Genomic DNA, 12,771 nt, shown 5'->3' with positions numbered 1-12,771 from the left:
ATCCTCTCTTATCTTTTTAACACTGTTATCTCATCATTTGATTCAATAGAAATCATCTGTGCCTCTATTTTTATTTTTCCTTTTGCATTTATATGAAGTTTTTCGATACTTCCAAAGTTTGTTAATGCTGATGAAAGGCTTAACATACTTGACCCTCCGCATTTAACAGAAGTTTCATCCACTGACATTTCCTTTTTATCCTCTGTGACAAGCCCCCTATCGCTCTTTTTAAGATAATCAATTATATCAGAGGCAAAGACAATCTTACTTTCTTCACTGTCTCCAAAATATAACTGCACTCTACTATTTACCTCAGGCATGCAATACATAACATTTCCTGTAATCGGCAACCATACAACCGGAAAAGTACTTTTTGAACAGTCAATATCACTTTTGACATAGATATGCTCTTCTTTCACATCTACAACCTTCCCACCGATTACAAGCCCTGTAATATTCTCATTAAATTTTGGTGTTGATTTTATATATTGTTTATCACAAATTTTATATGTAAAAACCAAATACCCTTCTCGAGTTTCTATTTTTTTCTCTTTTATATAAAAGATTTTGCCCATAAACTCCGTCTTATTTCCAAGTTCATAGTCATTATAGTCTGATATTTTATAGTATCTATCCCTGACAGGCATACTATGGTCTACTTTTGATAAATCATTTTTTTCATAAATATCTATTTCAAACCCTGATTCATAATGATCCGGATGGAAATGTACCATATCTTCACTATATGGCATACCATAATAAAAAGCTGTTACTCCTGATTTATAATCAGCCATAAGCACTTCTCCAAAGTTACTTGCAATTCTCTTTATAAACTCCCAATCCGTTTCCTTATATTGTAAAAACAGCTTTCCAAACTTTTTAATTTCTGTATTATAAATCGCCCTCATTTCAACTTTTGAAGATATATTTTCGATAACGGACTTTATATTATCTTCCTTATTTTGAAACAGCCTGTCATTTCTTTCTTTATCAATCAACAAACTTTTGCTGAATGCTTCTATATGGCATACGCAGACACCTAAATCATTACTAAATCTAAAACTTTCGATTATTCCTTTGAACAAAATCTTAGTTTTGTTATCTGCTACATCGGTATACTCTATGCCGATATCGGAGCCTTTTATCTTATTTATTATGTTTTTAATTTGATTAATAAAACTATAACTGATATTAACCTTCAGTTTTACGCATGCATGACTACATGGCTTTACTGTAAAATATAAATCAGCTAAACTTTCTACTTCCAACAAACTATGTACTTTTACATTTCCTAAGCCAATCATTTTAAAATGCTCCTTTACAAGTATTTTTACTACTCAATCTCCAAAGCCTGTAGGCAAATTCCTTTCATGCCTCGTTTTAATAGGCTTTCCACAAAATCAAGCCTTGCAACAGTAGACATGCCGTCAACATTCGGTATCTTAAATAAAGCTATATCCGGTATATTTTTACCTATAAGTATTCCCTTATCTATATATCGTCCACGCCTGAATGTAGTTCTGCCCGACAGACAATCTATTCTTTTAAGAATCGGGATGATATACTCATATGCTTCATCGCTGCTTTCTCCCATCAAAAGAACCCTTTTTATTACTGTTGACGGCTCATAAAGCTTAAATATCCTGTATGCTTCATCAGACAACATAAATATTCCCTGATCCATTATATCCGGATATTTAGTATGCACGTCAAAGGAGTCCCTTATATTCACCAAAGATATCCCCGCTTGCTTATAACTTTCTCCTTCTTCAAGATATTCTTCTTTTATGCTCTTTCTCACATCAATCATTAAAGGTAAAGGCTCATAACTTTCGTCAGTACCTATAAGAAAATATCTTTCACTCATACAATATTCCCACTAAAAAAGTGTTCTCCCCTCTCCATATACAGGCCATATACTATATTAAAATCATTTAAGGCAGCTCCATCTTTCTTATTAATATGTTCAACAAAGCACTCTATTAGTTCCCTCCATATCAGCCTTCCGGTCATCAAATATCTAAGGCTATATTGATACTTTATATCCTTTTTTTGAAAATCTGTAACTTTTTCAATTTCCATATGATTAAGCATATATTTATCTATTGTAGCAAAGTCCTCTGTTATATACCTTTTCATTAAAGGAAGTTCCCTGTATATACTTTTATCGAGATTGCTCAAGTATAGATCCTTACCATATACCCCCAGTCTATATTCATATGATTGTGTAACAAAGCTGCTGTAGAGCGGCGAAATCACAATATATTTAGAATTTTTTTCTCCCAAAAGTTCCTCCAAGTCCTTAAAAACACATTGTTTATAATCATCTTTTTTCAGATGAAACTCTTTTAAAAACTCTTCACTTCTTTCAATAAATAACTGATTTTGTATACTTTCAATGTCCATTATCACATTACCCCATAAAAATATAGTGTTTAAATTGCCTTATCAAGAAGTCATATTTAAACATTGCTTACTATTATTTTAAATAAACTCTATATTCTAAAGTTTTTGCTTTACTTCTTTATCCATATTTATATGTCTTTAAGATAATTCTCAAATAATATCCCAAGTGATAAAGTACCTGACTCTGTTATAATATTAATCTTTCCATTTCCATAATCATATATTATTTTTGTTGGTTGTTCCGTCCCATCATATCCTATCGTATCTAATGCTCCCATATTAGATACCCCTTCAACCTTTTCATGACTTAAATATTCCCACAATTCATTTATGTTTTTCACATCAGCAAATTCTGCTATTCTTTCAGTTTCAGTTATTTTCTTGTATTCTTCTTCAGCATAATTCCATAACCTTATATGTTTCATATTATCATTAAAGTTATTTATTCTTTCCTGTGTGTATTCTCCTTCTATAAAACGATAACTTCCAAATTTATCCGTTTTCCCGGCAATATATTCTTCCTCCTCTGTATCTATACTTTTCATATCATTTTCATCTTCTATTATAAATACTTCGCCTTTATGATTTGTAAACTCTAATTTTCCACACACAAATTCTGAAAGTCCATATCTCAAAAAACCTTCACTTCTAAAATTATAAGCCTTTTGTTCTCTATCAAATTTTACTTGTTCAATATATGCTTTTAATTTCTGTACTCCCAATATCAAAATACCTGCAAGAATAAAAAATAAATATATAAATATTATATTTCTTAATTTTCTTTTAACTTCTGCATCCATATATCATCTACCTCAAAGAGTTATTTTTAAACAATTCCATTATTCCAATAACATCTTTTTCTGCCAAAATCTTCTCTTCTCCATTTCCATAATCATATACAATCTTTGTCGGCTGATTGGTTCCGTCATAACCAATTATGTCCAGCTTACCCATATTTGATATACCATCAGGAACCTCTGTGATCATATATTCATATAAATCATCTATATTTTTCACTTCATTAAATTCTTCCATTTTCTCATTCTCGGTTATCGTTACATATTTTTTTTCTGAATAATCCCATAACCTAATATGATGCATATTATCATTAAAATTATTTATTCTTTCCTGTGTGTACTCTCCTTCTATAAAACGATAGCTGCCAAATTTATCAGTTTCCCCGGCAATATATTCTTCCTCCTCTACATATATACTTTTCATATCATTTTCATCTTCTATTATAAATACCTCACCTTTATGATTTGTAAACTCTAATTTTGCATACACAAATTCTGAAAGCCTATATCTCAAAAAACCTTCACTTCTAAAATTATAAGCCTTTTGTTCTCTATCAAATTTTACTTGTTCAATATATGCTTTTAATTTCTGTACTCCCAATATCAAAATACCTGCAAGAATAAAAAATAAATATATAAAAATTATATTCCTTAATTTTCTTTTAACTTCTGCATCCATATATCATCTACCTCAAAGAGTTATCTTTAAACAATTCCATTATTCCAATAGCATCGTTTTCTGCCAAAATCTTCTCTTCTCCATTTCCATAATCATATATAATTTTTGTGGGCTGATTTGTTCTATCATACCCTACCACATTTAATTCATTGATATAATCAATACCTACTTGATTTTTTTTCTTCATATAGCTAAACATTTCTTCAATACTTTCTATTTCAGCAAATTCTTCCATTCTTTCATTTTCAGCTATAGATTTATATTTTTTTTCTTCGTAGTTCCAAAGTTTAATATGTTTCATATTTTCATTAAAATTTTTAATTTTTTTCATAGTTAAATAACTGGAAAAATAATCAATACTATATATATGACCTTTACCTAGTATTTTGTATGATGAATCATTCACTATTCTATGTTCATCTTTTGTAAGGTGTCCTGAATTTCTCGCTTTTTGTCCGCTAACAGATGGGTGAGTTTTCTCGTAATCATTCCAAATACTTTCATTATGCTCAAGTAAACTACTAACTCTAAGAGAGAATGTAAAATATAATGATAAGTAATCCTCCATCCTTAACATAAATAAACTTTCATCTACCGAATCTAAGTATAACTCTTTGCTTTTTTTAGATTCATTATTAGCTCTGATGGAATCAAGCCCTCCACCTACCAATCCTGAAGTTGTACATATAAAACCTAGAGGGATTGCAAATGGAGCGGAAGCCACTGCCGGTATCAACAATAGATAAGCTATTGCTGTTGTTCCACATGAAAGTGCCGCAGCTCCCTTCGATGTTTCTCCTCCAATACTCTCTGATAGTATTTCTGAAAAAGCCTTATTACTACTGAAAATATCTCCAGATCCTCTTGAAAATACATAAACCGTCTGTAATGAAATATTTATACCTTTTCTTGTTGTTTCCCCTGAGAATGCTCCTGAATGAACATAATCAAGCTCTCCATCATAATATTTTAATGTATATACTATAAAGTTGATATCCTCTTTAACTTCGAGTTTTTCTATCAAGTACTCATGAGATGCCCTATTATAAAGATTCCCAGCTAATAATATTGTATCTAACAATTTAACATTTAAAAACTGTCTTCTTATTCTTCTTTGCTCTTCTTCATTTTGCGGTAGCTCTTCTGATGCCATTTTTATATTCAAAACAAATTCTTTTATTTTTTGGCATATATCATTAAGTTTCTCCCATGAGCATCTTGATGATGTATATAGCTTATTGGTAAAACTACAAAATTTAGCATATGTTGTTACCCACCCGGATACATAAATAAAATTATCAAGAAGTGTATGTTGATAGAGCGGTAAAGCAGATATATCTTTATTAGCCATTGTAGTTATATATCCACAACAAATAATCTTTTTTATTATATTTACATCTTCACATACACATAAATATATTCCCAACTTAATCAGGGCATCTATCTCATTCTCTTTCATCTGATGAATATTTCTTAGCAACAGCTTTTTTACAATTAATTCATCCACAGTGCCGTCATCATTTAAAAATTTAGGATATTTATTATAGGACTTACTTAGTGTATATTCCTGCCCTGATGTTACAGGTGATATTATTCCTCCATGTTTGCATGGCAAATATGAGTTTGTATCTAAGGCATACTTACCGTTTATGGTGACACTCTTTCTAACATTTCTCCATTCTCCAAGCTTAAAACGGCAAATATGTTTGCTTACAAGCGGTTCATCATTCCATTTTGAACATGCAACAAATCCGTCAAACTTTTTATCATCTGTATTTGCAAGTGCTCCGGTTTCACTGCTGTCGGTATAGACACCATGATCAGCACTATTCAGTGTAGAATAATCACTTCCGCGACTACAACAAAGTATTGCACCGTTAACAAGAAATTCTGTGCTTTCATCATTATGTTCTTTCCAATACTGCAACATTTTATCTTTGATCTTTTTCTCTTCTGCATCTGTAAGCTCCCTTATAGATGCCCCAAAAGCGCCTTTTTTCTTACCTAATACTTCATATATCCATTCAGCCTGATTCTTTTCTGCCATATACACCCCCTATGCAATATAGCTAATTAGTATTTTACCCCAGGTACACTTTGCTTCCCTGATGGGTTATCCCGTCATTCATTTCTATCTGAGTTCCGTTTTGCGTTATTTGTACTGATGTCGGCGATATTAAACTTATACCTGCATTACTGCTTTCTATCAACACTTCAGTTTTTGCAGCTATTGATATCATCCCGCTACTTTTTATACTTATTCCTTTATCATCTTTAAGTTCTATACTTGAACCGTTATTATCTGTAATAAGTACACTTTCAGGACTTAATCTGATTTCCTTTCCCTCTTTATTCTTAAAAAATTTGATTTCAGGATTGTCACGACCGCCTGCACTGCCTACATGAAAAGCATTTTGTACATATACATTTTGTTCATTTGCATTAGGAAATTTCACTATTACCCTATCTCCGACTTCAGGCATACAATACCAACTCCCTCCTTCAGGTGAAGAATATACTGTAGCGTAGTTTAGGAACGCCTTATCATCAGAATCGTTTTCATCATCATCTATACTCACTCTTACAAGTTCATTTTCGACTTGACACACCTTTGCAAATAATGCCGCACCTATAAGTTTTTCATTCTGATACGCCTTAGTCTTTACATCACTTTCTTTCATTAATATGTACTCATTAATCACTTCTCTATGTTCCAGTCTGCTGACTCTTGCTACAACAGCCTGTGTTTCGCCAAAAAATGTTAATCTTTCCCCTATTTCATAATGTTCTCTTACAGCAACCTTATAATATGCCTTGTCTGAATTAAGTAAAGACTCATCACCACTGTCAACTCCAAGCTCATAATATTCCGATCTCAACAGCTTTTCCTGTCTACATGGAAGTCCCACAAAAAACTTAACGCCCTCTACACTATAGTCAGGGTATATCACTGTATTAGCAGAAAATGCCAACCTTTTCAGATACTCCCAATCAGTTTCTTTATACTGGCACATAAACCCCTGAGTTTTCTTATCATCACCTGAAGTCATTATAAATGCGCTGTTATTATAACCTTCTATGATAATATCAATAATATCTCTGTAGCTAACTCCTGCATTTTGAAATGTTCTTATATGCTCTTTTCCATCCATAAGTACACTTTGTGTCATCAAGCCCAGAGTCATATAGTGAACATCTCCGTTACTTTTTATATTACAGGAAGTGATAATTCCACAAAACAGCACTATACTATTACCCTCATATGTTTTAGCAATTATTTGTGTCACCTTTCCTCCGGATGATAAATATTCTTCTTTTTTATCCCCTCTTATAGTACCTCCAATAAATGCCTTCCCATGTTTATTGGGCTTAAGCTCTGAATAAAATTCCTGTATATCAATAAAATCAAAACCGTATATTTCTAAAAGTTCCGCCCTCATAACACACCTCCATGTATTTATCTTTTATTCCATTAAATAACAAGATAGTTTCTAATCTCTGTTAAAAACTTTCAATATAATCAGAGATTATCTTTATATTTTCTTTTTCAATGTCATTTAAATCGCTCTCTTTAAAACTTTCATTTTCCTCATACCAGCTTTTTCTTATAAAATAATTATATTCCGGACTGTTTTTAGTATACATCTTCCCATGTCTGGCATATATCTCTTCACGAGCCATACATGCCGCCAACTTGGAAAGTTTTTTCAGCTTTTCTAAATTTGATTTGCTGCTGATAATATCCGTATCACTTCCCGTAAAAATCTCATCATTATCATCTGTACTTATATACATACTGATTCTATTACCTCTTGAATCATAGCCATATTTTTTCAAAAATTCTTCATACTCAGGTAGTGAACTATATTCCGGATCAAAAAACACCTTCATTTCATTTCCCAAATCATAGTATGCCAAATCATTAAGCCATTGAGAAACTTTAGATATTCTCCATTTATTGTCCTCACACAGTTCCAAATACACCTCGCCGTCACTGATTTCCGGCATATCCTCAGCCAATATTACCTTTTTTACAAATTGAATTTGAACACATATACTCTTTTTACTTCTACTCTTTACACTAAACTCACCATCTGTATAAATTTTATAGTATAAGCAGCTACTTAAACTGCTCCTTGATGTTCTTGACTGTGTACATCTCCCTCTATAAAACCTTATATCATACATTTCACACAGATAATCATAAGCGGCATCTTTAATATAATCTCTGTGGTATATGTACAACTTTTCATCATCATCCTCATTTTTAAAATAGTAATCATTATATCCGTCAGACTCTCTGCAAGATATCTCATCACCAATCTTTTCTCCTGAATCCATAAAATCGGCAATCTCTTTAATAATCTCTATAACTCTTTCATCCGTCATTTCAGGATTGTTATCTTTATTTTCAATGGCAACGGTTTTGACATTGAATAACAGAAGTAATATAAAACTTATGCTAATTACACTTAATAATTTATGTTTCATACTCTTTTCTCCTAAAACTCTTCCAAATGTGACTTTATAATCTCTAAATTATGCCTTTCAATATCACTTAAATCATCCTCACTGAATTCTTTATTCTCTTTATACCAGCTCAATCCATTGAAATAATTATATTCTATAGAATATTTCGGATACATTTTCCCATGCCTGGCATATATCTCTTCATAAGCAATATGGGTTGCAAGTTTAGAAAGATGTTCCAATATATAACTGTCATCTAAATTCTCCAACACATCAAAACTGCTGCTCGCCAAGATCGCGTCCTTTAAAGAATATCTTAACATCTGCATAGATATTCTATTTCCATTTTTGTCATACCCATAATCCCTAATAAAAGTATCATAATCCTCTTTTACATTATTTTGACTGTCAAAAAATTCTTCTATATATTCTTCCAATTCATAAAACACTAAATCATCATACCATTGAGAGATCTTAGAAATTCTCCATTTATTGTCATCACACAAAGTGAGAAATATCTGACCCTTATCTGTATCCGGCATCCCATCTCCAAGACTGCTGTCTTTATAAAAAAAAGCTTCAATACATATTTCATTATTTCTTCTCGACAGAATGTTGTAATCTTCTTCAGCTTCCAATTTATACCTGATGGTTCCACCGTCAAATCCTGTTTTTGCCTTTCCCATGCCGGAATTAAACCTTGTAATTTTATACATTGCAGTCAAATAATTATAAGCACTATCTTTTATATAATTTCTATGATAGATTTCTAATTTATCTTCATCTTCTTTGTTCTTAAAATAGGCAAAGTTTTCCCCGTTAATACCTTCGACAGCTTCACCCGTTTCTATACCTGTATCCATAAAAGATACTATTTCTTTTACAAGCTTTATTGCATCTTCATCTGAAAGATTTTCTACACCATAATTATTATCAATGAATTTTTCTGTTTTTGAATATTTATTTATCCCGCATCCATAAACAAAACACATCAGCAAGAGTATTATTGTGAATATATGTATTTTTTTATCTATCACTTTCCCCTCCTCTCAATAACGGTCTATCCGGAGCTACACCATAATCAGTTCCTCCGTTACTACAAAATCCATCAAAGTATTTATGTCCCTTCGTAGTATAATAAATATGTGTTTTTTTCACAGATACTCTATCATTAGAATTTCCTTCAACCGTATATACAGTTTTATCTGCACTATTATAAGCTATAACAATTCCTGTATGCCCCGTCCCATCTAATTCGCCTTTTTTATTTCTATTTAAATGTATAAATAAATCTCCCTTTTTAGGTTCATAACCACTATCTACATTATGATATTTTTGGGCTTCTTCATATAAACTTTTTCCGGTTTGACAAGATTCAAATTTCGGAACCGGTTTTCCTGCATCTCCTGCAATACCTCTATTATTTAATATTCCTGCCTCATTAGCACACCACGAAACATATATTGCACACCATGGCACGCCATTATCACCATACCATTTTCCATATCTGTTTATATTATCCCCTTCTATTACTTCTACTATCTCTCCATTTTTATTTCTTTTCTTTTTCTTTACTTGATTCTCAACAAACCCGGTATTTTCAACTCTTTCATTAAGTGCAATATTTATAAAATCATCTATCTTTCTACTCAACTCATCCTCTGCTGAGTTAGAATTATTGCTGCAAACCCCATTTTCATCAATATCATAAACCTTCCCGTCTTTCCCTTGTATTTTTTCAGACTTTGCCATATGACCGTCTTCATATAAATAGTACCATTTATCACCTATCTGTTTCCAACCTGTTCTCATAGCTCCGTCTGTATGGAAATAGTACCACTTGCCATCTATCTGTTTCCAGTCTGTTCTCATAGCTCCGTCTGTATGGAAATAGTACCACTTGCCACCTATCTGTTTCCAATTTGTTCTCATGGCTCCGTCTGTATGCAAGTAATACCATTTTCCGGATACCTGTTTCCAGCCTGTTTGCATAACTCCGATAGACTCAAAGTAATACCACTTGCCGTCTATCTGCTTCCAGCCTGTTACAAGTTTTCCATTTTCTTTGTACATCCAGCCCATCTCGGTTTTAACCCACCCGTTACTCTCTGCCTTCTTTATATTACTTGATAAACTATTTCCATTCCTAGCAGTTGCTTTTGCCACTGTACGCACTCCTGTTGTATCATGATACAGCACATAATTTATATCTTTTATTCCCATAGCCTTTTCTCCTGATTTATTTAACTCTGTTTTAATCAGGTTTCCTGCTACTGTAGGAATAGAGCCTTGTCCCATTTTCAAAAAATCCATTTCTACTCTTTGTTCCAAATTTCCATTTATTAAAACTCGGGATGGAATCGAGCCTAATGCGTTTTTTGCCATTTTTTCCATGTTGAATTTTCTGTTACCGGCTCTTTTATTTGGTGTTTTATTCTCTATTTCCTTAGCATTAAATGACACCTTTTTTCCGCTCATATCTACACGGTTATTTATTTTTACAGATGATCCCATATGCCACCTCCCAATATCTCAAATACAAATATATGTACAAAGAAGTATTACCTATATTACTCTAATACTACATCTTCAATTTCTTACTCCACTTCATCATAACCGGATGTTTTAGCTTCCTCTCCTTTTTCTTCCCATCCATAATGATTTCCTGCATAATCAATATACATGAATTTTCCCGTTCCGATTTCTAAAATATCTCCATCTTTCAGCTCTACAGAAGTATATATGGCCGTTTCGTTTAATCTTACAAATCCCATACACTCTTCTCCTAACAGTGTACCCTTAAGTACTCTCATATCAAAAGCTATTACAGCATGTCTATTATCCCTTATATCATCATCGCCAAGAATTTGTATAGTCATAGTATCGTTTCTACCTATATAGTTTTTCCCTTCAATTATGTTATACGAACATCCCTGTCTAACTCCCTCTATACAAACCAGCCATGCACAAATAGGAAACTCTTCTTCAAGTGAAAGTCTTTTCAAAAATCTCTTATCTTTGTACTTTTCCTCGAAAGTAGGCTTTTCCATTTTTAAAGTTCTATATTTCCTGTTTTTTAATAACACATCTTCTTTGGTACCTATTTCTTTATATTTCCATTTATCCAACAGTTCTTCATGTTTTGATAAAAATTCTTTATATAAAAATTTGCTGTTTCCAATCTCTAAAATATTTTTATCTTCCAATACATATTTATCATATTGAGGTTTATCCTTAATGTATACTATCCCGTCCGCTCTTGCAGGTAACAGCACTCCCTTATTTTCATTCTCGTCAAAGCATATAAGGGTATGTTTTTTCTTTATCTTCTCATCCCCAAGTATCTGTATATCATTGTCTCTGTCAGTACCTATAAAGTTTTCTCCGAAGCTTATTACATAACACTTTCCTCTTCTTGCACCCTCTATACATACAAGCCATGCACATACCGGTCTCTCTTCCTTTAGGGAAAGTCCACATTCTTTCCTTAAACTTACATAAACTTTTTCAGGAGTGTCCAGATCAAAACCACAGTGTGGACATATTGTTCCATATCTTGTTTTTGAAAACCTGTGTCCGTAAGGGCAGTCCATTATGTTTGACATCTTTTCCTCCTAACTGCTGCTAATCCACCAAAATCCTTCTTTGCATAAAGCCTGTGTATTTTTGTCCGTCCGGATCTTTTGCACTGTTTAATATATCCAAAAGTCCGGTATAAATTTCTGTATTGCTTAGCCGGCTTCCCTTTAGCTTTCCTCCCTTAAATGCTATATAGTTTTCTATAATATTTCTGTCTATTCCTTCCTTACTGTTTATGACCATATAGCAAAAGATTCTGTCAGTTTCTTCACATTTTTTTGTATTAAGGTATTCTTTAGCATATGCTTTTAATACATTTATATTAAATGACTTATCACCATAACCTGCATAATCTGCATTCATCAGATGTATAGTATCGTACTCAGATCTCATGTCAGCAAAGTCAAGATAAGTATCCCTTAATATAAACCCCGACTTAAGCAAAAAGTCACAAAGTAAAATCTCTCCATCACTACTTTCTTTCTCTTCAGACAGAAAAGCCTCTATTTCACTTATTATAAAGTCTTTATCCCTTACCTCTTTACACTTTAACTTTAAATACTCCCTTTGCTCGGTATTGGTGTATGCTACTTTTATTTCTTTATGTATCTGATATACCTCACCTTTCAGTTTTACAAGTCCCTTTCCGATGATAATATATTTATTCTCATGGTCTGAGCTTAATCTTAATCCTCTTATAACTCCGTCTGTATATCCGTCATAAAGAATTGATAGCAGATCTCTTGGGTAGTCTCTTAGTATTTCAAGTGCTTCTTTTTTTAAGATCCTTCCGGTCTCAAACAAAGGGTATCTATTTTCCATCAGCATCTCCTTTACGTA

At 32.4% G+C, this 12,771-nt stretch carries 12 protein-coding genes; all 12 read right to left on the bottom strand.

Features of this window, described 5'->3' with window-relative positions; all coding sequences use genetic code 11:
- Nucleotides 1-8: 8 nt before the first annotated feature.
- The 12 genes from HMPREF1140_RS00165 to HMPREF1140_RS00110 all read right to left on the bottom strand — a co-directional run bounded on the left by HMPREF1140_RS00165 (nt 9) and on the right by HMPREF1140_RS00110 (nt 12,753).
- Nucleotides 9-1,304 carry a hypothetical protein gene (locus HMPREF1140_RS00165; RefSeq protein ID WP_009661899.1) on the bottom strand — a complete coding sequence of 432 codons (1,296 nt, stop codon included), beginning with the start codon at nt 1,302-1,304 and terminating at the stop codon, nt 9-11.
- Nucleotides 1,305-1,333: 29 nt separating this feature from the next.
- A complete protein-coding gene (locus HMPREF1140_RS00160; protein WP_009661939.1) occupies nt 1,334-1,867 on the bottom strand; it encodes a hypothetical protein in 534 nt (177 codons plus the stop codon).
- The gene (locus HMPREF1140_RS00155) at nt 1,864-2,286 is read right to left on the bottom strand and encodes a hypothetical protein (protein WP_242822848.1); all 423 of its coding nucleotides are present in this window, start codon (nt 2,284-2,286) and stop codon (nt 1,864-1,866) included. The genes HMPREF1140_RS00160 and HMPREF1140_RS00155 overlap by 4 nt, the downstream gene beginning before the upstream one ends.
- A gap of 248 nt (nt 2,287-2,534) precedes the next feature.
- Nucleotides 2,535-3,206 carry a hypothetical protein gene (locus HMPREF1140_RS00150; RefSeq protein ID WP_009661943.1) on the bottom strand — a complete coding sequence of 224 codons (672 nt, stop codon included), beginning with the start codon at nt 3,204-3,206 and terminating at the stop codon, nt 2,535-2,537.
- A 7-nt stretch (nt 3,207-3,213) separates the two neighbouring features.
- Nucleotides 3,214-3,882: a hypothetical protein gene (locus tag HMPREF1140_RS00145; RefSeq protein WP_009661938.1), complete on the bottom strand. Its 669-nt coding sequence runs from the start codon at nt 3,880-3,882 to the stop codon at nt 3,214-3,216.
- 7 nt (nt 3,883-3,889) lie between these two features.
- Complete coding sequence (locus HMPREF1140_RS00140) at nt 3,890-5,929, bottom strand: DUF4280 domain-containing protein (protein ID WP_009661945.1); 2,040 nt, start codon at nt 5,927-5,929, stop codon at nt 3,890-3,892.
- 34 nt (nt 5,930-5,963) lie between these two features.
- Nucleotides 5,964-7,322 (bottom strand): contractile injection system protein, VgrG/Pvc8 family, encoded by a 1,359-nt coding sequence (locus HMPREF1140_RS00135; protein WP_009661935.1) that lies wholly within the window; start codon nt 7,320-7,322, stop codon nt 5,964-5,966.
- A 61-nt stretch (nt 7,323-7,383) separates the two neighbouring features.
- Entirely contained in the window at nt 7,384-8,373 is a 990-nt protein-coding gene (locus HMPREF1140_RS00130) for a YARHG domain-containing protein (RefSeq protein WP_009661947.1), read from the bottom strand.
- A gap of 11 nt (nt 8,374-8,384) precedes the next feature.
- Nucleotides 8,385-9,389 carry a YARHG domain-containing protein gene (locus tag HMPREF1140_RS00125; RefSeq protein ID WP_009661950.1) on the bottom strand — a complete coding sequence of 335 codons (1,005 nt, stop codon included), beginning with the start codon at nt 9,387-9,389 and terminating at the stop codon, nt 8,385-8,387.
- Entirely contained in the window at nt 9,379-10,866 is a 1,488-nt protein-coding gene (locus tag HMPREF1140_RS13035) for a CHAP domain-containing protein (protein WP_009661930.1), read from the bottom strand. The genes HMPREF1140_RS00125 and HMPREF1140_RS13035 overlap by 11 nt, the downstream gene beginning before the upstream one ends.
- 83 nt (nt 10,867-10,949) lie before the next feature.
- On the bottom strand, nt 10,950-11,957 hold the full coding sequence (locus HMPREF1140_RS00115) for a hypothetical protein (RefSeq protein WP_009661923.1): 1,008 nt from the start codon (nt 11,955-11,957) through the stop codon (nt 10,950-10,952).
- 19 nt (nt 11,958-11,976) lie between these two features.
- Nucleotides 11,977-12,753 carry a hypothetical protein gene (locus tag HMPREF1140_RS00110; protein ID WP_009661913.1) on the bottom strand — a complete coding sequence of 259 codons (777 nt, stop codon included), beginning with the start codon at nt 12,751-12,753 and terminating at the stop codon, nt 11,977-11,979.
- Between the last annotated feature and the right edge of the window lie 18 nt (nt 12,754-12,771).

The organism is Lachnoanaerobaculum sp. ICM7 (assembly GCF_000287675.1).
Classification (GTDB): Bacteria; Bacillota; Clostridia; order Lachnospirales; family Lachnospiraceae; genus Lachnoanaerobaculum.
Note: the sequence above shows the minus strand (reverse complement) of the source record. Positions and strands in the feature narration are given on the sequence as shown.

What these genes read in the sequence shown, in the direction of transcription:
- HMPREF1140_RS00165 (WP_009661899.1), bottom strand. Translation starts at nt 1,304, where the DNA reads ATGATTGGCTTAGGAAATGTAAAAGTACATAGTTTGTTGGAAGTAGAA.
- HMPREF1140_RS00160 (WP_009661939.1), bottom strand. Translation starts at nt 1,867, where the DNA reads ATGAGTGAAAGATATTTTCTTATAGGTACTGACGAAAGTTATGAGCCT.
- HMPREF1140_RS00150 (WP_009661943.1), bottom strand. Translation starts at nt 3,206, where the DNA reads ATGGATGCAGAAGTTAAAAGAAAATTAAGAAATATAATATTTATATAT.
- HMPREF1140_RS00145 (WP_009661938.1), bottom strand. Translation starts at nt 3,882, where the DNA reads ATGGATGCAGAAGTTAAAAGAAAATTAAGGAATATAATTTTTATATAT.
- HMPREF1140_RS00140 (WP_009661945.1), bottom strand. Translation starts at nt 5,929, where the DNA reads ATGGCAGAAAAGAATCAGGCTGAATGGATATATGAAGTATTAGGTAAG.
- HMPREF1140_RS00135 (WP_009661935.1), bottom strand. Translation starts at nt 7,322, where the DNA reads ATGAGGGCGGAACTTTTAGAAATATACGGTTTTGATTTTATTGATATA.
- HMPREF1140_RS00130 (WP_009661947.1), bottom strand. Translation starts at nt 8,373, where the DNA reads ATGAAACATAAATTATTAAGTGTAATTAGCATAAGTTTTATATTACTT.
- HMPREF1140_RS13035 (WP_009661930.1), bottom strand. Translation starts at nt 10,866, where the DNA reads ATGGGATCATCTGTAAAAATAAATAACCGTGTAGATATGAGCGGAAAA.
- HMPREF1140_RS00115 (WP_009661923.1), bottom strand. Translation starts at nt 11,957, where the DNA reads ATGTCAAACATAATGGACTGCCCTTACGGACACAGGTTTTCAAAAACA.
- HMPREF1140_RS00110 (WP_009661913.1), bottom strand. Translation starts at nt 12,753, where the DNA reads ATGGAAAATAGATACCCTTTGTTTGAGACCGGAAGGATCTTAAAAAAA.